General features: G+C 63.5%; 18 protein-coding genes and 2 pseudogenes. 14 read left to right on the top strand and 6 right to left on the bottom strand.

Annotated features, from left to right (window positions below):
* Positions 1-5: 5 nt before the first annotated feature.
* Positions 6-875 carry an AraC family transcriptional regulator gene (locus tag FJ949_RS28690; RefSeq protein ID WP_140501143.1) on the bottom strand — a complete coding sequence of 290 codons (870 nt, stop codon included), beginning with the start codon at positions 873-875 and terminating at the stop codon, positions 6-8.
* A 49-nt stretch (positions 876-924) separates the two neighbouring features.
* Here FJ949_RS28690 and FJ949_RS28685 point away from each other — a divergent pair.
* From FJ949_RS28685 to FJ949_RS28665, 5 genes and pseudogenes are all read left to right on the top strand, one after another.
* Positions 925-1,327, top strand: a pseudogene (locus tag FJ949_RS28685) (DUF2000 family protein).
* Positions 1,328-1,500: 173 nt separating this feature from the next.
* Positions 1,501-2,385: a DMT family transporter gene (locus tag FJ949_RS28680; protein ID WP_181165295.1), complete on the top strand. Its 885-nt coding sequence runs from the start codon at positions 1,501-1,503 to the stop codon at positions 2,383-2,385.
* 67 nt (positions 2,386-2,452) lie between these two features.
* A complete protein-coding gene (locus FJ949_RS28675; protein WP_140501249.1) occupies positions 2,453-3,475 on the top strand; it encodes a LacI family DNA-binding transcriptional regulator in 1,023 nt (340 codons plus the stop codon).
* Positions 3,472-4,455: a 2-hydroxyacid dehydrogenase gene (locus FJ949_RS28670; protein ID WP_140501139.1), complete on the top strand. Its 984-nt coding sequence runs from the start codon at positions 3,472-3,474 to the stop codon at positions 4,453-4,455. Before FJ949_RS28675 ends, FJ949_RS28670 begins: the two co-directional genes overlap by 4 nt.
* An 86-nt stretch (positions 4,456-4,541) precedes the next feature.
* Positions 4,542-4,946 carry a hypothetical protein gene (locus FJ949_RS28665; RefSeq protein ID WP_140501137.1) on the top strand — a complete coding sequence of 135 codons (405 nt, stop codon included), beginning with the start codon at positions 4,542-4,544 and terminating at the stop codon, positions 4,944-4,946.
* Here FJ949_RS28665 and FJ949_RS28660 read toward each other — a convergent pair whose 3' ends face one another.
* Positions 4,947-5,738: a gamma-glutamyl-gamma-aminobutyrate hydrolase family protein gene (locus FJ949_RS28660; protein ID WP_224647246.1), complete on the bottom strand. Its 792-nt coding sequence runs from the start codon at positions 5,736-5,738 to the stop codon at positions 4,947-4,949.
* Positions 5,739-5,982: 244 nt separating this feature from the next.
* Between FJ949_RS28660 and FJ949_RS28655 the strand changes: the two genes are divergently transcribed.
* Positions 5,983-7,092 carry a TRAP transporter substrate-binding protein gene (locus FJ949_RS28655; protein ID WP_140501135.1) on the top strand — a complete coding sequence of 370 codons (1,110 nt, stop codon included), beginning with the start codon at positions 5,983-5,985 and terminating at the stop codon, positions 7,090-7,092.
* A gap of 153 nt (positions 7,093-7,245) precedes the next feature.
* On the opposite strand, the gene FJ949_RS28650 is transcribed toward FJ949_RS28655, so the two are convergent.
* The 4 genes from FJ949_RS28650 to FJ949_RS28635 all read right to left on the bottom strand — a co-directional run bounded on the left by FJ949_RS28650 (position 7,246) and on the right by FJ949_RS28635 (position 11,868).
* The gene (locus FJ949_RS28650; RefSeq protein ID WP_140501133.1) at positions 7,246-8,274 is read right to left on the bottom strand and encodes a zinc-dependent alcohol dehydrogenase family protein; all 1,029 of its coding nucleotides are present in this window, start codon (positions 8,272-8,274) and stop codon (positions 7,246-7,248) included.
* A gap of 19 nt (positions 8,275-8,293) precedes the next feature.
* Positions 8,294-10,090: a TRAP transporter large permease subunit gene (locus FJ949_RS28645; protein ID WP_181172162.1), complete on the bottom strand. Its 1,797-nt coding sequence runs from the start codon at positions 10,088-10,090 to the stop codon at positions 8,294-8,296.
* Positions 10,087-10,671 (bottom strand): TRAP transporter small permease subunit, encoded by a 585-nt coding sequence (locus FJ949_RS28640; RefSeq protein ID WP_140501131.1) that lies wholly within the window; start codon positions 10,669-10,671, stop codon positions 10,087-10,089. Before FJ949_RS28640 ends, FJ949_RS28645 begins: the two co-directional genes overlap by 4 nt.
* Before the next feature lie 291 nt (positions 10,672-10,962).
* Positions 10,963-11,868 (bottom strand): branched-chain amino acid ABC transporter permease, encoded by a 906-nt coding sequence (locus tag FJ949_RS28635; protein ID WP_140501129.1) that lies wholly within the window; start codon positions 11,866-11,868, stop codon positions 10,963-10,965.
* A 150-nt stretch (positions 11,869-12,018) separates the two neighbouring features.
* Between FJ949_RS28635 and FJ949_RS28630 the strand changes: the two genes are divergently transcribed.
* The 8 genes and pseudogenes from FJ949_RS28630 to FJ949_RS28595 form a co-directional block, all read left to right on the top strand.
* The gene (locus tag FJ949_RS28630; RefSeq protein ID WP_140501127.1) at positions 12,019-12,633 is read left to right on the top strand and encodes a CGNR zinc finger domain-containing protein; all 615 of its coding nucleotides are present in this window, start codon (positions 12,019-12,021) and stop codon (positions 12,631-12,633) included.
* The gene (locus FJ949_RS28625; RefSeq protein ID WP_140501125.1) at positions 12,608-13,159 is read left to right on the top strand and encodes a hypothetical protein; all 552 of its coding nucleotides are present in this window, start codon (positions 12,608-12,610) and stop codon (positions 13,157-13,159) included. Before FJ949_RS28630 ends, FJ949_RS28625 begins: the two co-directional genes overlap by 26 nt.
* 220 nt (positions 13,160-13,379) lie before the next feature.
* Positions 13,380-16,856 carry an indolepyruvate ferredoxin oxidoreductase family protein gene (locus FJ949_RS28620; RefSeq protein WP_140501123.1) on the top strand — a complete coding sequence of 1,159 codons (3,477 nt, stop codon included), beginning with the start codon at positions 13,380-13,382 and terminating at the stop codon, positions 16,854-16,856.
* Between the two features lie 136 nt (positions 16,857-16,992).
* The gene (locus FJ949_RS28615) at positions 16,993-19,308 is read left to right on the top strand and encodes an EAL domain-containing protein (RefSeq protein WP_140501121.1); all 2,316 of its coding nucleotides are present in this window, start codon (positions 16,993-16,995) and stop codon (positions 19,306-19,308) included.
* A gap of 340 nt (positions 19,309-19,648) precedes the next feature.
* The gene (locus FJ949_RS28610; protein ID WP_140501119.1) at positions 19,649-20,416 is read left to right on the top strand and encodes a hypothetical protein; all 768 of its coding nucleotides are present in this window, start codon (positions 19,649-19,651) and stop codon (positions 20,414-20,416) included.
* Positions 20,417-20,530: 114 nt separating this feature from the next.
* On the top strand, positions 20,531-20,680 hold the full coding sequence (locus FJ949_RS28605) for a DUF3096 domain-containing protein (RefSeq protein ID WP_140501117.1): 150 nt from the start codon (positions 20,531-20,533) through the stop codon (positions 20,678-20,680).
* Between the two features lie 213 nt (positions 20,681-20,893).
* The gene (locus FJ949_RS28600) at positions 20,894-21,118 is read left to right on the top strand and encodes an aa3-type cytochrome c oxidase subunit IV (protein WP_140501115.1); all 225 of its coding nucleotides are present in this window, start codon (positions 20,894-20,896) and stop codon (positions 21,116-21,118) included.
* Between the two features lie 87 nt (positions 21,119-21,205).
* Positions 21,206-21,561: pseudogene (locus FJ949_RS28595) on the top strand (NAD(P)(+) transhydrogenase (Re/Si-specific) subunit alpha); the annotation flags it as partial.

The raw sequence follows: 21,561 nt of genomic DNA, 5'->3' as shown, positions 1-21,561 counted from the left end.
GGTGATCAGGCTGCCGCTGCGGCCCCACGGATCAGCGAAGACCAGCGTCCCGGCGTCATGCCGAATGCCTTCTTGAATTGCCTGTTGAAGTGGCTTTGGTCGCTGAAACCGGCCTCGGCCGCGATCTGTGCCAGCGGCTCGCCGGCGGCGATCATGCGTCGCGCGCGCTGAAGCCGGCGCATCAAAAGGAAACGATGCGGGCTGGTGGAGAAAGCGGCGCGGAAATGCCTGGACAAGGCATAGCGGTCGAACCCGGTAACCGCCTCCAACTCGTCGGATCGCACGGGCCGGGCAGAGTTTTCCGTGAGATAGTCGCGCGCCAGAGCGGCCGCCCGCCAGGCCGTTCCCGGCACCGCTCTCGCCGGCTGGCCGGCATGGCGGGCGAGCCCTTGCATCAGTTGCGCCAGGAAGTCGGCGACGAACAGCTCATCGAGTTCCTCCTCCAGCGGACCCAGCGCCGAAAGCAAGGTCGCGCGCAGGCGTTCGTCCGCCACCACGGCCTGCCTGACGAAAGGCAGCGATGCGCCGCCGAGGCAGTCCAGCATCAGTGACGGTTCCAGATAGAGGATCCTGTAGCGCAGCCCGTCCTCGGTTCCGGCGCCGCCATCATGCAGTTCGTCGGGATGCAGGACGATGATCTGGCCGGGCAGGCTATGCCGCACCGCACCGCGATAGCGAAAGCTCTGCACGCCTTGCAGCGTCACCCCGATCGCATAGGTGTCGTGGCGATGCAGGTCGAAGGCGCTGCCGTGGAATCGCGCCTCGATGCGCTCCATGCCGGCAGGATCGCAGGCGGCAATGATGCAGTTTTCCGCGGCCTCCGCGCACAAACGTCCAAGACCCTGGAACGCCTGGCTGCCTAGATCGAGCGACATCGCTTCCTTTCGCCTTGAAAGGGGCACAACCCCGAATGGTCACTGTCTCATGTTCGATACGAAATTTGCAATCGTGCTCAGGGATGATCTGCCGGTCTGGCAAAAACTCAACGTCACAGCATTCCTGACCAGCGGCGTCGTCGCGCCCCGATCTCATCGGCGAGCCCTATCGTGACCGCGCCGGCAATGTCTACAACCCGCTGTCGATCCAGCCCGTCATCGTGCTGTCCGCCGACCAGGCGACACTCGGCGCAATCCACAGCCGCGCCCTGGAGCGCGGAGTAACGAGCTCGCTCTATGTCGAGGAGATGTTCTCGACCGGGTTCGACGCCGCCAACCGCGCCGTCTTCGCCGAATTCGCGCCGGAAGACGCCAAGGTTGTCGGCATCGCATTACGCGCCGACAAGAAGACGGTCGACAAGATCACCAAGGGTGCTCGCATGCATCCCTGACGACCCGGGCCTGAGCCTGTCCGCAGCTCTTGTTGTGCCAGCCGCTTTTGGCTTGCCGCACGCCCGCAATTGCCGCAAAAGGTGGGCCTCAGCCCAGCTTTCCATCCGGCCTGCAAGTGAGTGCTCCCCAAACATCTTCAGAAAGCGCGACGCCGCCGGTGGCGATCCTGTGCATGCTTTCCACCTATGTCTTCTTCACCTTTCTCGACACCAGCAGCAAATACCTCGTCCTAGCCGGCGTCTCCGCGCTTGTCGTCGCCTGGGTGCGCTTTGCCGTGCATGTCGTGCTGGTCGGCGCGCTGTTGCGCGGCTGGCGTGAACCGGCGCGGTTCCGTCCGGCCAACCTGCCGGCTCATGTCCTGCGCGGGCTGTTCCTGTTCGGCTCGACCATCTTCAACGTGCTGGCGCTGCGGTCCCTGCAACTGGCCGAGACGACATCGATCTATTTCTTCGGGCCGATGGTCATCACCGCACTTGCCGGCCCGCTGCTTGGCGAATGGGCGGGCTGGCGGCGGTGGCTGGCGATCCTGGCCGCGTTCGCCGGGGTTCTGATCATCACAAGGCCGGGAGTCGGCGTTTTCGGCATCGGCCACCTGTTCGCGCTCGGCTCGATGCTGTCGAACTGCTTCTATGTGATCATGACCCGGCGCATGTCGGCGACCGAGACATCGGAAAGCCTCATCCTGTTTTCGGCACTGGCCCCGGCGGTGGTGCTCCTGCCCATGCTGCCGTTCTCGTTTTCCCTGCCGCATGATGGCTGGCACTGGTTCATCCTGCTCATGCTCGGCGTCTTTGGCGGCGTCGGTCATTGGCTTCTGGTGCAGGCCTATCGCATGGCCACCACCACCGCGCTCGCCCCCTATCCCTATTCGCAGATGGTGTGGATGATCCTTTCCGGGCTCATCGTCTTCAAGCAGTTCCCCGACCGCTGGACACTCGTCGGCGCCGCCGTCATCGTCGCCAGCGGTCTCTACATCGTTCATCGCGAGCACCGGCTGCGCCTGCGCAATCGTGCGGTGCTGGACGTCGAGGCGGAAGCGCTGGCAAAAAAACTTTGATTTAGCGTCGAAGGGTGGCATAAGGCCGCCTTTAAACAGTTTAAAAAAACGACGGGGGAGGGGAAGGCTGGCACAGAAGATCAAGCTGTCGACGATCGCGGATGCGCTCGGCGTGTCCACGGCCACGGTATCGCTGGCGCTGCGCGACAGCCCGCTGGTCGCAGGCGGCACCCGCGACCGCATCAAGGAACATGCCCGCGCCATCGGTTACATCTACAACCGCCGTGCCGCCAGCCTGCGCACCTCGCGTTCGGGCATTGTCGGTGTCGTCGTGCATGATATCATGAACCCGTTCTTCGCCGAGATACTGCGCTCGATCGAAAGCGAGCTCGACCGCAGCCGCCAGACCTTCATCCTGTCCAATCACTACGACCAGCTCGAGAAGCAGCGCACTTTCATCGACACGCTTTTGCAGCTCGGCGCCGACGGCGTCATCATGTCGCCGGCCATCGGCACTCCGGCCTCGGATATTCTGATGGCCGAGGAAAACGGCCTGCCGGCGGTGCTGATCGCGCGCACCGTCGAGGGCGCCGACGTGCCGGTTTTTCGCGGCGACGATGCCTATGGCACGGGGCTTGCCACCAATCACCTGATCTCGCTCGGCCACAAGCGCATCGCCATGATCGGCGGCACCGACCAGACCTCGACCGGCCGCGATCGCTACCAGGGCTATGTCAACGCCATGGAGGCCGCCGGGCTGGAAGTGCGGCCGGCCTGGCGCATCCCCGGCCCGCGCACCAAGCAGGCTGGCTTCGAGGCCGCCGGACAGTTTCTGGCCCTGAAGGACAAGCCGACAGCCGCCTGCTGCTGGAACGACCTCGTCGCCATCGGCCTGATGAACGGCATCGCGCGCGCCGGCCTGGTGCCCGGCCTGGACATATCGGTCACCGGCTACGACGATCTCGAGGAGGCGGCAATCGCCACGCCGGCGCTGACCACCGTGTGGAACGGTCAGCGCGAGGTTGGCCGCCGCGCCGCCAGCGCCCTGCTCGACAAGCTGAACGGGCAGACGGTGCGGCCCTCTCAGGAACTGATCAAGCCGGAACTGCATGTGCGACAGTCGACCGGCAAGCCGGTGGAGCGTGCATGACAAGGCCCGAGCAACTGCAAACCGTCGCCATCCTGGTGCCGGGGCATTTCAACGACCACGCGGTCGAGCGCATCGACCGGACATTCAGGCGTGTCGGGATCGAGCGCGCCGACCCGTCCCTGGTCACCGATGAAATGCGTGACAACGTGCGCGCCATCGCCTCGTTCGGCGGCATCAGCGCGGCCTTCATGGATGCATTGCCCAAGCTTGAGATCGTCGCCAGTTTCGGTGTTGGCTACGATTCGGTCGATGCCCGCCACGCTGGCGATCACGGCATCATGGTCACCAACACGCCGGATGTGCTGACCGAGGAGGTCGCCGACACCGCCATCGGCCTGCTGATCAACACCGTGCGCGACCTGCCGCGCGCCGAAGCCTGGCTGCGCGACGGCAGCTGGCAGCGCAAGGGCAACTATCCCTTGAGCCGGCTTACCTTGCGCGGCCGCAGCGCCGGCATTTTCGGCATGGGCCGCATCGGGCTCGCCATTGCCCGCCGGCTGGAGGCGTTCGGATTGCCCGTCGCCTATCACAACCGGCGCCGGGTCGAGGGCTTGTCCTACCCCTATCATCCGACGCTGAAGGGCCTCGCCGAAGCAGTCGACACGCTGATTTCGGTGGTCCCGGGCGGCGCCTCGACGGAAAAGGCGGTCGATGCCGAGATCCTGTCGGCGCTTGGCGCCAACGGCGTCTTCGTCAATATCGGGCGCGGCAGCACGGTCGACGAGGCGGCGCTTGCGACAGCCCTCGCCAAGGGCACTATCGCCGCCGCCGGGCTCGATGTCTTCGCCGACGAACCGAACGTGCCGCGGGCGCTGCTTGACGCGACCAATGCCAGTCTGTTGCCGCATGTCGGTTCGGCGTCGGAGCACACACGTCGCGCCATGGCGGATCTGTGCGTCGACAATCTGGTGTCCTGGTTCAGCGAGCGCCGGTCGATCACACCTGTGCCCGAGACCGCGCATGTGAAGGCGCGCTGCTGAGCGGTCGGGCTGCCATATTTATTAACGTCAGCTTAACCCTTTGAAATCATTCTTCATCCTGTCCGTACGCATGGATGAGGATCACCATGAAAACGCTTTCCGTACTGATCGGAGCCGCCGCCCTGTTTGGCGGCGTTCAGCTGTTTCATGGCGGCACTGGCGAAAGCGTCGCTGAAGAGGCCGCGCCGCCCGACACCTACAGGCTGGTCGCCAATGGTGATGAGGGGGTTTGCGCAATCAAACGCGGCGCCACCGTCTCGGACGGCCTGTCGCTTTTGACGGTGGCTCCGAACTGTAGCCGACTCATGCCAGGCATCGAGCGGGCGAAATTCTGGCGCGAGCAGGAGGACGGCACGGTCGCCTTCAGCGTCAACGGCGTCGATCCGATCGTCACCTTCGCGGTCGCCGATGGCGACGGATTCGAATCCTACGCTCCCGCACTGCCGCTGCTGTCGCTGGCGGCCGCCGGGGACCCGAGCACCGACGACTGATTACTCCGCCGCCGCGCGGGCGCCGGCTTTGGCAGCCGCATGCAGGCGAACCGCGTCGCCGAAGGCCCGGAAGATCTTGGCCGAGTTACTATCCGACTTGACCCAGTATTCGGGATGCCACTGGACGCCGACCGCGAAAGCGCGGGCATCCTTTACAGAGACCGCCTCGACGGTGCCGTCGTCGGCCACGGCTTCGATCTGCAGCTTCGAACCAAGCCGGCCGATTGCCTGGCGGTGCAACGAGTTGACCTTCATGTCGCCGGCCCCAAACACACCGGCCAGGCAACTGCCCGCCTTGATCGAAACGGTCTGGTGAATCGCGAAACGTTCGTCCTGATTGTCGCTCACCGGCGCGCGGTGGTCGAGCGAGCCTTCACGCTCCTGGATTTCGGTGCCCAGCGTGCCGCCCAGCGCCACGTTCATCTCCTGGATGCCGCGGCAGATGGCAAGCAGCGGCACGCCACGCTCGATCGCCTTGCGAATCAGCGGCAAGGTGGTGGCGTCGCGTGCCGGATCATACGGGCCGTTCGCCTCGCTGGCATCGCCGCCATAGAGCGAGGGGTCGACGTTGGATTTCGAGCCGGTCAGCATGACGCCGTCGACCGACGACAGCAGCTCATCGAAATCGAGCCGCTCGCCGAACGAAGGCACCAGCACCGGAAACACGCCGGCGCCGGCTATCGCCGCCTCCAGATATTGCTGTGGGGCGGCATGCCAGGTGTAGTTGTCGAATTGACGGACGTCGGTCGATATGGCGACGAGCGGCTGCTGCATTTTGGCTTTGTTTTCCATCTGGGCCGGGGAATCCTGCCTTCAAAATAGGCGATCCCAGCACATTTTTCCATGACAAGTTTCGGTCCGTCGGATGGGCCACCAAACGGCCCGTTAGACTATAGTTGCAAGGCCCTGCGCACACGCCGTCAAATCAGGCCGCCACGCTGGACTCGACTCCTTGCCCGTGTATTGTTTCGCCCAGCCGTGCGGGGCATCGAGCATGCGCCGCACGTCGGTTTGTTGATCCAAAAGGGAGGACTTCATGGATCGTCGTTCATTCATCCGCAAGGCCGGGACGACCGGCGTTGGCGCCGCCGCGGCCGCCGCCACGCTCGCCGCGCCGGCCATAGCCCAGTCCAATCCAAAGGTGACCTGGCGGCTGGCGTCGTCCTTTCCCAAATCGCTCGACACGATCTATGGCGGCGCCGAGGTCTTCTCAAAGATGCTTTCGGAAGCCACCGACGGCAATTTCCAGATCCAGGTCTTCGCCGCTGGCGAACTGGTGCCCGGCCTTCAGGCGGCCGACGCCACGACCGCCGGCACGGTCGAGGCCTGCCACACGGTGGCATATTATTACTGGGGCAAGGATCCGACCTGGGCGCTGGGCGCGGCGGTTCCGTTCTCGCTCAACGCGCGCGGCATGAATGCCTGGCACTATCATGGCGGCGGCATCGACCTGTTCAACGAATTTCTCGCCACGCAAGGCTTGTTCGGCCTGCCTGGCGGCAATACCGGCGTGCAGATGGGCGGCTGGTTCCGCAAGGAGATCAACACGGTGGCCGACCTTTCCGGCCTCAAGATGCGCATCGGCGGCTTCGCCGGCAAGGTTGTGCAGAAGCTCGGCGTCGTGCCGCAGCAGATCGCCGGCGGCGACATCTACCCGGCGCTTGAAAAGGGCACCATCGACGCAGCCGAATGGGTCGGCCCCTATGACGACGAGAAGCTCGGCTTCTACAAGGTCGCGCCCTACTACTACTATCCAGGCTGGTGGGAAGGCGGCCCGACCGTCCACCTGATGTTCAACAAGGCGAAATACGAAGAACTTTCGCCGACTTACAAGTCGCTGCTGCATACCGCCGCGCAAGCCGCCGATGCCAACATGCTGCAGAAATACGACTATCTCAATCCTGCGGCGGTGAAGCGGCTGGTGGCCGGCGGCGCCAAACTGCGTCCGTTCAGCCAGGAGATCATGTCCGCCTGCTTCGAGAAGGCCAATGAGGTCTACGCCGAAATGGAAGCCTCGAACGCGCCGTTCAAGAAGATCTGGGACTCGATCAAGGGCTTCCGTAAGGAGCACTATCTCTGGGCGCAGGTGGCCGAGTACAATTACGACACCTTCATGATGGTCCAGCAGCGCAACGGCAAGCTGTAAGGTTTTTCTGCCTTATTTCGAAGACCCCGGACTCGGTAGTCCGGGGTTTATTCGTTGGGCGTCGGTGCTGGAAACATCGATAGTCGAAGGCGTCGAAACTTGCGCCGCAGGGCCGGGGGTCGAACGGGTTCGAAGCGACAGCGACAGCGGCACTCAGCCTCGGTCCGGCACCACCACCACCTTGACCTCGCCGGCGGCAGGCGGGTTGGCGATTACCGCGGCGGCCTCTTCCAGCGGCACCTGCCTGGAGATCAGCCGGTCGATCTCGATCGCGCCCGAAGCGATCAGCTCGGCGGCGCGGCGGTGCGTGTAGGGATTGAGGAAGGAGCCGAGAACCTTCAACTCGCGAAACAGAAGATCGAAGGGCTCGAACGCCGCCCTCATGCCTTGCGGCACCACGCCGACAATGACGACCGTGCCGCCGGCCCTCGCCAGCCGCAGCGACTGCTCGACCGTTTCCTGGACACCGGCACATTCGAGCACCACGTCGACACCGCCGGGCACCAGTCCCGCTGGCCCGGAGATGGCATCGATGACGTCGGCGGCGCTTGCGTCGACCGTTGCCGTCGCGCCGAGCTCCTCGGCCAGTGCGCGCCGTGATGCCTGTCGCGTCGACAGGATGATGGTCGTCGCCCCTGCAAGCCTTGCCAGTTGCACTGTGAGCAGGCCGATCACGCCGCCGCCAAGTATGGCGACCGAGGAGCCGGGCTTGATCTCGGCCAGATCCACGCCATGCAGGCAGCAGCCGAGAGGCTCGCAGAAGGCGCCGTGCGTCGGCTTCAAGTCCGCGGGCAGGATGAAGGCCTGTTTCTGCGGCAACACGACGTAGTCGGCGAAGCCGCCGTCGCGATGGATGCCGATGGCATTGAGATTGCTGCACAAATTGATGCGGCCGGCATGGCAATGGCGGCAGCGTCCGCAGGCGATGTTGGGATCGCCGGTGACGCGGTCGCCGATCGAGAAGCCGCTCACGGAATGTCCCATTGCCTCGACGATGCCGGAGAACTCATGTCCGGGTGTTACCGGCGGCCGGCAGGGAAACTCGCCGTGGAAGAGATGCCGGTCCGTGCCGCAGACGCCGCAGGACTCGATGCGCACCAGCAGATCGTCAGGCCCGGGAACCGGCTTGGCGACCTCGCGCAGCGTGATGCTGCCAACCGCTTCCAGCCGTACCGCTTTCATGGTTTTGCGACCTCCGGCATCAGTTGAAATTCGGCGGCTGCGACAGATCCGGCTGTGGTGCCGCCGGTTTGGCGGGCGCCGTGTCGCCGAAGTTCGGCGGTTGCGACAGGTCGGGCGCGGCAGGCGCGGCGGGCGGCGGGGCGCCAGTGGCGGGTGCGGGGCCGCTCCCGGCCGGCGGCGTGCCGAGCGGCGTCAGTCCCGGCACCTCCGGCACCGTATAGTCGATCGTGCCGGAATCGACCGCTGTGCCCTTGTAGTGCATCACCATTTGCGGGAAGGCGATGGTGAGCCCGATCATGATCACCTGGATGCAGACGAACGGCACGGCGCCCCAATAGATCTGACCCGTGGTCACCGGCGCGATCTGCTTGCCGGTCAAGCGGTCGAGATAGGGCACCCGGGCGGCGACCGAGCGCAGGTAAAACAGCGCGAAGCCGAAGGGTGGATGCATGAAGCTGGTCTGCATGTTGACGCCCAGAAGCACACCGAACCAGATCAGGTCGATGCCGAGCTTGTCGGCGGCCGGTGCCAGCAACGGCACGATGATGAAGGCCAGTTCGAAGAAATCGAGGAAGAAGGCAAGCACGAAGACCAGAATGTTGACGCCGATCAGGAAGCCGATCTCGCCGCCCGGCAGCGAGGTCAGGAGATGCTCGACCCAGATGTGGCCGTTGACGCCGTAGAAGGTGAGGGAGAAGACGCGCGCGCCGATCAGGATGAACAGCACGAAGGACGACAGCCTTGTCGTCGAAGCGAGCGCCTGCTTGACCACGTCGAGCGACAGCCGGCCTTTGATCGCCGCCATCGCCAGCGCGCCGACAGCGCCCATGGCGCCGCCCTCGGTTGGAGTGGCGATGCCAAGGAAAATGGTGCCCAGCACCAGGAAGATCAACGCCAATGGCGGGATCAGCACGATCACGACCTGCTGCGCCAGCCGCGACATCATGTTGATTTTCAGGCGCTGATCGGCGATCGCAACGATATAGATCACGGCCACGCCGATGCTGGCGCCGAGGATGTCGGCATTGTCGCCATGGGTCGGAGCGAGATAGCGGTAGGCCGCGTAGGAGATCGCCACCGTCGCCAGCAACGCCACCAGCAGCGACACGACGCCATGGCCGAGCGTGCGTGCTTCCAGCGGCAGCGCCGGCATCGAATTCGGCCGGACGATCGTCATGATCAGGATGTAGAGCATGTAGAGGCTGGTCAGCACGATACCGGGGATCAGCGCGCCCGCATACATGTCGCCGACCGAGCGGCCGAGCTGGTCGGCGAGCACGATCAGCACCAACGACGGCGGGATGATCTGGGCGAGCGTTCCGGACGCGGCGATGACGCCGGACGCCAGCCGGCGGTCATAGCCGTAGCGCAGCATGATCGGCAGCGAGATCAGCCCCATGGCGATGACCGATGCCGCCACCACGCCGGTCGTCGCGGCCAGCAGCGCGCCGACGAAGATCACGGCATAGGCAAGCCCGCCGCGGATCGGCCCGAACAGCTGGCCGATCGTATCGAGCAGGTCTTCCGCCATCCCCGATCGCTCGAGCACGATGCCCATGAAGGTGAAGAAAGGGATCGCCAGCAGCGTGTCGTTCGACATCACCCGGCTGCCGTAGAAATTATCCGGCAACGCATGCAGCAGCGGCCAGGCGAGATTGATCGAGCCGCCCGAATAGGGTGAGACCAGCACGCCGATGAAAAAGAACAAAAGTCCGTTGGCGGCGAGCGAGAAGGCGACGGGATAGCCGATCAGCAGGAAGAGGACCAGCGAGGCGAACATGATCGGCGCCATGTTCTGGGCGATGAACTCGATCACGAGCGCACCTCGTCGGCCAGTGCCTTGGCTTCGAGTTCCGCCTGCTCATGCGCCGATATGAACGGGGTCGGGTCGTCCATGTCGCCGCGCATGATGGCGATCTTCTTGATGATCTCGGAGATGCCCTGCAGCGCTAGCAGGAAGAAGCCGACCAGCAGGATCGCCTTTGCCGGCCAGATGATCAGCCCGCCGGAATTGTTCGACATTTCGCCGCTGCGGAACGACAGCGACACATACGGGACGAAATAGATCACCATCAGCGTCACGAACGGCATCAGGAAAAAGACATGGCCGAAAAGGTCGATCCAGTGCTGCACGCGCCGCGGGAACAGGCCATAGACGATGTCGATGCGGATATGGTCGTTCTGCTTCAGCGTATAGGCCGCTGCCAGCATGAAGGCGGCGCCGAACAGGTACCATTGCAGCTCCAGCCACGCATTCGACGAGGTGTCGAACACCTTGCGGATGGTCGCGTTAGCGGCGCTCACCAGGATTGCCAGCAGGATCAACCACGATATCCATTTGCCGATGAACTCGTTCACACGGTCGATCGTCCTGGATAGAGCGAGAAGCCCTGCCATGCATTCCTCCCTGTTGGCCGAGGCGCGACGGCTCCCCCTTGTTTTCCGCCGCGCCGCTGTGGCCTAACCGTATGCCGTGCGTGGCAGGACGGGTCAACACAGGAGCGGCGCTGTCAACGCGGTTGTGAGACGAGGAAGCCGACGAAGCGCAGGGCTGCGGCGCAGGGCTCGGAAAACCGGAACCGGCTTCCGGCAGGGTTCGTGGGCAAAATCAAAGCGTTAAGGAGATCGTTTCGTTGCCGAAACAGGCTCATCGGTGGCAGGCGTCATGCAACCAAAGTCTGATGCTGATCAAGCGATCTTGGTCTGGTCGCGGCCAGCGCCGATCAGCACCAGCATGGCGACGAGGAACAGGTACATCCATGCGTCGCGCCATTCCACCGGGAAATAGCCGGCCCACAGCGACTCGGCCATGCCGAAGGCGGCAGCGCCCAGGGCCGCCCGCGGCGGTGAGAGATAGCCGCCGACCGCCGTCACGAACAGGATCTTCAGCCCGTAGACGAGGCCGGAACCGAAACTGACATTGCCGTAATAGAGGCCGGCCATGACGCCGGCCAGCGCGGCGCAGAAACCGCCGAACAGCACTGCGTGGCGGAACACGGCGCGCACATCGACGCCGCACATGGCGGCCGCCTTGGGATCGTCGGAGACGGCGCGCCAGCGCCGGCCGAAATTCGAATGGGCAAAGGCCCATGCCGCAAGCGCCACCGCCGCCAGCACCACGGCGCAATCGAGCAGCTGGATCAGCGTCAATGTCGCCTTGAAGCGGGCATCCTGCGCGAAAACGACAGGCTGCGCCAGCATAGGCGGCAGCCACAGATCATGCGTGTCGGCGGCGATGCGGCTTGCTTCCGACAAAACCAGCAGGATGCCAAGCGTGGTCACCACGATCGCATTGGGCGAGCGGTCGGCCAGCGGTTCGAAGACGCTGCGCGACAGGACGCGGCTGATGAGCGCGGCGTAGAGGAAAGCCGCTGCGACGCCGAGCACCACCGCCGCCGTCAGCGTCAGCCACAGCACCTGGTAGCCGAAGGCGGCGGTCAGGATCATCGTCTGTCCGCAAAAGGCGAACAGCGCGCCATAGGCCAGGTTGGTGCGGTGCAGGATGCCGTTGGTCAGCACATAGCCGAACGCCAGCAGCGCATAGAGTGCGCCTGAATGCAGCCCGTTCAGGACCTGCTGGAACAGATACAGCATGCGAAAATCCTCGGGGCATGTCGCCCAAAGCGCATAGCGGTTTTGGGACGACGATACGCTCCAGACAGAGAGCGGCAATACCCGCTTCAGGGCAGACTTGCATCGTCGAATCTAACTTGTCAAATGCCATTTATCGGTTAGATTTCGGACATGACGGTATCCTGGACCCCGCACCGCTTCACCGGCGGCCTGCTCGCGCTCGACACGGCGAACACCGTCGTGCTGCGTGCCGATCCCAAGAGGACCTTCGACCGTTTTGACGATCCGCGCGAGATCGCCCGCTTCGCGGACGCGGCGAGCGGCTTTCGCGCCGCCGAGCTTGGCGGCAGGCGGCTGGCGGTCTCCGCGCCGACTGCAATCGCGCCGGTCGTGCTGGCGATTCGCGAGGCGACGGACCGGTTGTTTCGCCACGCCGTGTTGAGGGGCGCCGTCGCCACCGATCATCTCTCAGGCTTGCTGGGGGCCTGCGCCGGCGGTCTTGCCGGCAGCCGGACCGAGATCGTAGCGCCCGGAAAGCCGTTCGGCGATCCGGCAACGCCGATCGCATTCGAAGCGGCACTGGCGGTTTCCGCCCTGTCGCTGCTGCGCAACGACACGGTCGCCAGGCTCAGGATCTGCCCCAACTGCACCTGGCTGTTCGTCGACCGCAGCCGCAATTCCAGCCGCCTGTGGTGCGACATGGCGGTCTGCGGCAACCGCCAGAAGGCAAGCCGCCACTATCGCCGCCGCAGGGCGGCCAATGAGGTCAACAATGTCCAGGATTAGCTCTCGTTCAGCCCTGCTCGGCATGGCGCTGATCGCGGCGATGGCGCTCGGCGCCTGCCGCGACACCGGCAAGGACGGTGAAGGCAAGTTGTTCGAGATTTCGGGCAAGATATTCGTCTTCAACTATCGTCTTGCCAGGGCGACCTATGTCGTGACGCTGCGGCCCCTGCGCCCGATGGGAGAGGGCCAGGTCGCGGTCGCCAGCTTCCAGGATCCGGCCGGCGGCGCGCCGTTGGTGGTCGAGCAGAAGGTCTGGCCCAAGCTCGACAAGGTGACGCTGGAGAGCCCGGCTTTGACCTGCGTCGTCAAGAACAAGCCTTATACGATCGCCATCGCCATCAAGGGCTCCGACGGCGCGGTCCTGCAGAAGATCGACACCACGCTGATGTCCACCGAAGACCAGTCCATCCTGCCCGATCGGCCGCTCGTCATTGACCAGCTCTACACCGCCAATCCCGATCTCGTCGGCCACCCCGACGGCAAGCTGCCGGGCGAGCCGAAGCCCGACTGCTCCAAGGGCACCTGACGCTCGCCGCCAAGCCGAAAGGCAAGCGAAATTTTCGTACGCCGGACATTGCTCGCGGGGCGATTTCATACCGGGCAAGGGATGACGGCGGATCGTTCGTTGCGCGTTGCCTGGCACGTCCGATTTCGTTTGACCTGTCTTGCAAGGGGAGAAAGGATGCGTCATCCGATCCCGACGCTGGCTGCCTGCCCCCGCGCGGCCTCCGCAGAGGAAATGCCTGATGACGCTGCACGACGTCGCGCTCGACGACAAGTTCGACCTGGGGAAGGAACGCATCTTCCTGTCCGGCGCCCAGGCGGTCATCCGCATGCTGCTGATGCAGCGCGAGCGCGACCGCCGCGCGGGCCTGGACACGGCCGGCTTCGTCTCCGGCTATCGCGGTTCGCCGCTGGGCGGCCTCGACATGCAGCTGTGGAAGGCAAAAAAACAGCTCGCCCAGGCCGACATCGTCTTCCAGCCCGGCCTTAACGAGGAACTCGCCGCTACCGCCTGCTGGGGATCGCAGCAGGCGGAACTGCTGGGCGAAGGCACCCATGACGGCGTTTTTTCGGTTTGGTACGGCAAGGGTCCGGGGGTCGACCGCTCCGGCGACGTCTTCCGCCACGCCAATCTGGCCGGCTCGTCGAAACATGGCGGTGCGCTCGCTTTGATGGGCGACGACCACATGGCCGAATCCTCGACCAACGCGCATGCCACCGAATTCCTGTTCGTCGACGCCATGGTGCCGATCCTCAACCCGGCCGGTGTCCAGGAGATAATCGATTACGGGCTCTACGGTTTTGCCATGTCGCGCTTCGCCGGCACATGGGCGGCCATCAAATGCGTCAAGGACAACATCGAATCGACGGCCTCGGTCGATGCCTCGATCGAGCGTCTGAACATCGTTAATCCCGAGTTCGACATGCCGCCCGGCGGCCTCAACATCCGCCACGAGATCGACATGCTCGGCCAGGAGGAGCGGCTGCATGAGTACAAGCGCGCCGCCGCGTCGGCCTTCATCCATGCCAACGGGCTGAACCGCGTCGTCTATTCGGGCGGCCGCAATCCCAGGATCGGCATCATCACCATCGGCAAAAGCTATCTCGACGTCCGCCAGGCGCTCGAGGATATCGGCATCGACGAGGCGGCCGCCGGCCGCATCGGCGTGCGGCTGTTCAAAGTCGGTTGCCCCTGGCCGCTCGATTTCCAGCACATTGCCGAGTTCGCGCGCGGCCTCGACACCATCGTCGTCGTCGAGGAGAAGCGTTCGCTGATCGAGGTGCAGCTTCGCGAGAGCCTCTACGGCACCGCCACGCAGCCCGTCATCGTCGGCAAGAGGGACGAGCGCGGCGACTGGCTGTTTCCGGCCAAGGGCGCGCTCGACCCAAACGAGATCGCCATTGCCCTTGGCGAAAGGATCGTGAAAACCATCGGTCCGTCGGAAGAGATTTCAGCGCGGGTGGCGAAGCTGCGCCAGTTCCAGGCCATGCTCGCAGACGCGTCGGACATCGGCTCCCGCACGCCCTTCTTCTGCTCCGGCTGCCCACACAATTCCTCGACCAAGGTGCCGGATGGCTCGATCGCCGCGGCCGGCATCGGCTGCCATTTCATGGCACTGTGGATGGACAGGAATACTGTCGGCTTCACCGCCATGGGTGGCGAGGGGGCGCAGTGGGTCGGCCAGGCGCCCTTTTCCAAGCGCGACCACATTTTCCAGAATCTCGGCGACGGCACCTACAACCACTCCGGCACGCTGGCGATCCGCTTCGCGCTGTCGTCGGGCGCCAACATCACCTACAAGATACTCTATAACGACGCGGTGGCCATGACCGGCGGCCAGCCGCATGAAGGCGGCCTGACGGTGGACATGATCGCCAGGCAGGTGCGAGCCGAAGGGATCGAGCGCATCGCCGTCGTCACCGACGAACCCGACAAATATGCCGGCAAGGTCGAGTTCCCGGCCGGCGCCACCATCCATCACCGCGACGATCTCGACCTCGTCCAGCGCGAGCTGCGCGGCGTCAGCGGGGTTTCGATCCTGCTCTACGACCAGACCTGTGCCGCCGAAAAGCGCCGCCGTCGCAAGCGCGGAACCTTTCCCGATCCCGACAAGCGGGTCTTCATCAACGAACTGGTCTGCGAGGGCTGCGGCGACTGCGGCGTCCAATCGAACTGCGTCTCCATCCAGCCGGTGGAGACCGAGTTCGGCCGCAAGCGCCGGATCGACCAGTCGAGCTGCAACAAGGATTTTTCCTGCGTCAATGGCTTCTGCCCGTCCTTCGTCACGGTGCATGGCGCCAAGATCCGCAAGGCCGAAGGCATCGCCGGCAAGACCGATCCGCTCGACGGCGTTCCAGCAGCCGCCGAATTCCCGCTCGGCGAACAGGGCTGGGCGGCGATCATCGACGGCGTCGGCGGCACCGGCGTCGTCACCGTCGGCGCCGTGCTCGGCATGGCGGCTCATCTCGAAGGCAAGGGCTGCGGCATGATCGACATGGCCGGGCTTGCCCAGAAGGGCGGTTCGGTGTTCACCCATGTCCGCATCGCCCGCACGCCCGATGACATCCATGCCATCCGTGTCTCGGCCGGCAAAGCCGATCTCGTGCTCGGCTGCGATCTCGTCGTGTCGGGCGCCAAGAAGGTGCTGGCCGCGGTGCGCGAGGGCCACACCATCTTCCTCGCCAACACTGCCGAGATCATGCCGGGCGAGTTTGCCCGCTCGGCCGATTTCTCGCTGCCCATCGAACGCTTGAAGAAGGCGATCCGCACTGCTGCCGGCGACGACAAGGCGCATTTCTTCGACGCCACCCGCACAGCCACCGCCCTGTTCGGCAATTCGCTGGGCGCCAACATGTTCATGCTCGGCTTCGCCTTCCAGCATGGCGGTCTGCCGCTGTCGGCGCAAGCCGTCGAAAAGGCGATCGAATTGAACGGCGAGGCGGTGGGGATGAACATCGCCGCCTTCCGCTGGGGCCGCCGCGCCGCGCATCAGCCGGATTTCGTGCGTGGCCTCGTCCAGCCGGGCAAGGACGGCCAACCCGCCACGATTGCCCAGACGCTGGACGAAATCATTGCCCGCCGGATCGCTTTCCTTTCCGCCTATCAGAACGCCGCCTATGGCAAGCGCTACGCCGGCAGGATCGCTGCCCTGCGCGCAGCCGAAGCCAAGGCCGCGCCCGGTTCGAGCGCCGTGACGGAAGCGGCGGCCAGGAACCTGTTCAAGCTGATGGCGATCAAGGACGAATACGAGGTGGCGCGGCTCTATACCGACGGCTCCTTCGCCGCCGAACTCGGCAAGCAGTTCCAGAGTTACGAAAAACTCGAATTCCACCTGGCGCCGCCGATCCTGGGCCGTCGCGGCAATGACGGCAAACCGAGGAAATCGAGCTTTGGTCCCTGGATGATGAAAGGGTTCCGCATGCTGGCGGCGCTGAAGGGCCTGCGCGGGACAGCATTCGACCTGTTCGGCTACACCGCCGAGCGGCGCATGGAGCGGCAATTGCTGGCGCAATATGAGGCCGACCTGCAACGCGTCGCCAACTCGCTGGCGCCGGACACCATCGAGGCCGCCACGGCCCTCGTCTCGGTGCCGGCACTCATCCGCGGTTACGGCCATGTTCGGCAAGCCAGCGCTCAAAAGGCGGCCGGCGAGCGCCAAAGACTGCTCGAGCGCCTGTCCGGCACGTCAGCGAGGGTGGAACTCCAGGCCGCCGAGTGATGGCCTTGTTTACCTAAAGCCCAATTCTCCCAGTCTGTCCTGCTTTGCGCGCCTTCGGCAAGCCGCCCAAAACCGCTGTTCTAAGCCTTTCTTAAGGCGGATGTGAGATGACGAGGCCTAGCGTTGGGCCGACGACATGGGCAGAACAAAGACCGAAAACATCCCAGCGGATGTTTATATCCAGTTTGTGCGGTCGTTGTTCGACAACGCCCACATGCTGGTGATCGGTGGCGTGTGCTACTGGATCCTCGGACTAATGATCTACTTGCGCACGAACAATCCGTTGTTCCTGGCTTTCTCTTTTGTTCTGCTGTCCATCTGCCTTTACCGCTATTTCGGCATTCGCGCCTTCCGGAAGGCAGGCGGTGTAATAGCCGACGTCCAGGAGGCGCATCGGTGGGAGCGCAACTACATCCTCAAGGGCAGCGTGCAGGGCCTCACGTTGGGCGCACTGTGCTTCATATCGATCTATGTCTATCCCGATCCCTTTGCCGAACTGGCCGCGACGTCGCTGGCCATCGCGACCTTGGTGACGGTTGTTGGCCGGAACTACGGCTCTCCCATTATGGTGCGGGTTTTTTCCGTGACCTTCATTGGTCCGGCAGCACTTGCACTTTTGCTGCGCATGGATGTGCCTTCGGTCATTCTCGGGCTGATGATCATCCCGTTGACTTTCGTCACGATCAACAGCGCCGACCACGTCCGCGATGTGCTTTTCTCGGCCGTCATCGGCCACAAGGAAGCGAGGAAGCTCGCGCTCAGATTCGATCGCGCGCTCAATACCATGTCGCATGGTCTCGTCATGCTTGGCCCGGACGGTCGGGTGGCGGTCGCCAATGCCGAGGCCGCGCATCTGATGTCGCTCAAATCGGCCGATGCGCTGCTTGGGCGGTCAATCCATGGTCTCTTGATGCGCGGCGTCGTGGGCGGCATGCTGGCCCCAAAGGACTGCCGCTACATCGAAGCCCAGCTGACGCGTGCATTGCGCGAGGGCCGCGACCGTAAGGTCCTGGTTTCGCTCGCCAATGGCCAGCACTACGAATTCTCCGCCCGCGAAGGCAGCCAGGAACTCGGGGTCATCACCTTCGAGGACGTGACGGCGCGCGTCGAGGCGGAAGACAAGATCCGCTTCATGGCGCGCTATGACAATCTCACCGGCCTGCCCAATCGCGCCTATTTCCACGAACTGATCGGCGAGGCGATGGCGTCAGGCGACCGTGACCGCCTCTGCGGCCTTGCCGTGCTCGACCTCGACGATTTCAAGAGCGTCAACGACACGCTCGGGCATCCGATCGGCGATGGATTGATCTACGCGGTGGCCGAGCGTCTTGCCGCCGTTGCGGGACAAGGCATCACCGTCAGCCGCTTCGGCGGCGACGAATTCATGGTTTTCTTCGACCGCATAGAGGATGAGAGCCATCTGACCCTTCAGATCGACGAGATCTTTGCAGCGTTGCAAGGGGAGGTGGACGTCGCCGGCCACGGGCTGCGCATCCAGGCCAGCGCCGGCGCCGTGCTGTCACGGGTCAGGGATACCGACGTCGATGCCATGATCGTCAAGGCGGACCTGGCGCTCTATAAGGCCAAGGAGCTCGGCAAGAACGGCTGGCGGCTGTTCGAGGCCGCCATGGACGCTGCGTTCCGCAACCGCCAGCTGATGAAGGCGGATCTGCGCAGCGCGGTGGAAGGCAAGGCCCTGCGCGTCGTCTACCAGCCGATCGTGGCGATGAGCACGATGCGCATCGCCAGCTGCGAGGCGCTGTGCCGATGGGACCATCCCGACCTCGGGCCGATTTCGCCCGGCATCTTCATTCCGCTGGCGGAGGAAATGGGCATCATTTCCGAGATTAGCACCTTCGTGCTGCAGGCAGCCTGCACCGAATGCGCCAAATGGCCGGACCACACCAGCGTCTCGGTCAATCTCTCCGCCAAGGATTTCCGCAACCGGGACGTCATCCAGAAGGTTCGCGACGCTCTGGTCAGCTCCGGCCTTGCCGCCGGCCGGCTGGAGATCGAGGTCACCGAAACTGCGCTGCTCGATGACAAGTCGCTGACACGTCAATATATCGAGGAACTGAAGCAGATCGGTGTGCGCATCGCACTTGACGATTTCGGGACCGGCTATTCGAGCCTGAGCTATCTGCACAAGCTGCCGCTCGACAAGATCAAGATCGATCGCTCCTTCCTGATGGACGTCACCCAGAGCAAGCGTTCGCTGGAGCTGCTGAAGGGCATTGTCAATCTGTCGCGGCCGCTTGGACTTTCGGTGACTGTCGAAGGCGTCGAGACCTTTGAGCAGCTCAAGATCCTGGCCTTGCAAGTGAAACCGGATCTCGTGCAAGGCTTCCTGTTCGGTGCCGCGCTCAGTGCGTCGGGTATCGAGACGATGTCGAATGTCACCTGGCCATTCGCCGCTGACCTGCGTCGCACCGGTAAACGGACGGTCCGTTAGCGCCGTAATTTTCGACTTCGCTCGATTGGATTCCCCGCGCGTTGCGAGTCGCACGATGCTCTTTGATGTCGAACTCAATCGTTCGATGAGAGGATACGGTTCCGCCGTGATTTTGCCTTTGCGCAATGCTGCTGAAAGGTCTTCCTCACTACGCAGATGTATCGGAGGCATGATCCACATCCTCTCAGTGGCAATCGCTCGGACGATTGCTCAGTAAGATATTCTCAAGCGGCTCCCGGCCATTAAGGTTAACGGAATGTAAATCAACAAGATCTAAATTTCGGCTTGTGTCTCATTTCAACTCGAATAGCCTATCCTAGGTCGAATTCGAGGACAGACGATGGATGCTGCAACAGCTACAAGGAATGCGTCTGGCGGGGTAAGCACAGCCGGGGATTCGGTGCTGAATCGATCGATGATGCAACTGCTTGAGCATGTCGATTATCGCCTCATTACCGGGGGCGAGGATTTGGAAGCGATTTACCGGCTTCGCTATAAGTCCTATCTGCGCTCCGGCATGTGCGGCCCGCTCGCCAGCGGCATGTTCGAGGATCGCTGGGACAATCTACCCAATTCCTACCGATTCGGTGTCTATTGCTACGGCGAATTGGTGAGCACAATCCGCTTCCATTACATTTCCATCGAGCACCCGAATTCGCCCTCCGTTGATGCCTATCCGGAAATACTGATCGAGCGGCTTGCCCGCGGAGAAACCTTCATCGACGGAACCCGCTTCGCAACCGATCCTGATGCCGCGCCGGCACCCGGAGTGCTGCCGTTTCTGACACTCAGGCTTGCCATGGTGGCCTCGCTCTATTTTGGCCAGAACTCTGTGCTGACGCCGGTCAAGGTCGAGCATTCCAATTTTTATTCTCGTTACTTCAATGCCGTGCAGAGGACCGAGGCTAAGGAGTTTCCGGGCGTTCTTACCCGGATCGCCCTGTTCGAAATCCCCGCCGGCGAAAATATGCGCCTGACGCTCGAACGTTTCCCATTCTTCAGGTCGACGCCCATGGAACAGCGGTTGATGTTCGCCAATCCGGCCATCAATCGGCTGACGCCCTTGTCTATCGTGCCGACGGCGAAATATTATCGTGAGGCCGCCTGAGGCCCCTGATTTTGCAAAGCTCCGGAGCTTTCCGGCCAGATCCGCGTTTTGATGACGGCGGCGCGTTGACGCTCCGCGTCTCCATTTCGACGTATCTGCCAAAAGGACCCCGACATGCATATTTCCCAGCTCGCGCTCACGCCGCTTATCTCGCTGATCGCCGGGGTGCTGATCCTGGTCATGCCACGGCTGCTGAACTACATCGTCGCGCTCTACCTGATCATAGCCGGCCTGCTTGGATTGTTTCCGCACCTCGCCGGCTAAAGACGGACAGCGCGGTTGACGCGCCAGCCGGCTTCGTCCGGGATTGCGCGAAAACAAGCAGCCGGAGCGGTTCGGCGATTCTGCCGAACGCAGGGGCGCTTTGCTTCAAATTTCCCTTGAGGCAGTTGTAGGCTGCGATGCGGCAATAGCGCCATTGCTCTCGGCGCGGCTTTTCGCTATGTGCCTGAAAGATGTCTTCGAAGGGGTATTCCTATGGCTGAGCACACGCCGACCGGTCCTGTCGAACTGGGCGCGAAGATGGACTATGCCGAGCACGACCGCACCTATGCGGGCTTCCTCATGCTGGCCAAATACGGATCACTCTTCTGCGGCGCCATACTTCTGGCGATGGCTTTCGGTTTCTTCGCGGGCGGCTTCTTCTCGGCGACTATCCTGTTCGTCCTGATCATGGCCGTCGGCGCCTTCATTCTGCGATAGTCTTTCCAAAACCCCATTGCCTTTGACGTCGCCGGATCCCCCGGCCGACATTTTGCGCAAACAGGTTCCAGCCGAAAGGATCATGCGGTGGGACAGACGGTTTTCATCCCTCGTGAGCTCGATGCGAACGAGCCGCGCGTCGCGGCTTCGCCCGATACGGTGAAACGGCTGGCCGGCCTGGGTCTTGAAGTGGTTGTGGAGGCCGGTGCCGGCACGCGATCGCGCATTCCCGATGAGGAGTTCGCCAAGGCGGGCGCTTCAATCGGCAAGGCCGGCGATGTGGCTAAGACCGACGTGGTGCTGAAGGTGCGCCGGCCGACTGATGCGGAGCTGAAAAGCTACAAGTCAGGCGCTGCGGTCATCGCTATCATGGATCCGTATGGCAACGATGCCGCCGTCGCGGCGCTGGCCAAGGCCGGGCTGACGGCCTTTGCGATGGAATT

The sequence above is a fragment of the Mesorhizobium sp. B2-4-1 genome (assembly GCF_006442185.1).
GTDB lineage: Bacteria > Pseudomonadota > Alphaproteobacteria > Rhizobiales > Rhizobiaceae > Mesorhizobium.
This window is presented reverse-complemented; position numbering and strand designations above follow the sequence as displayed.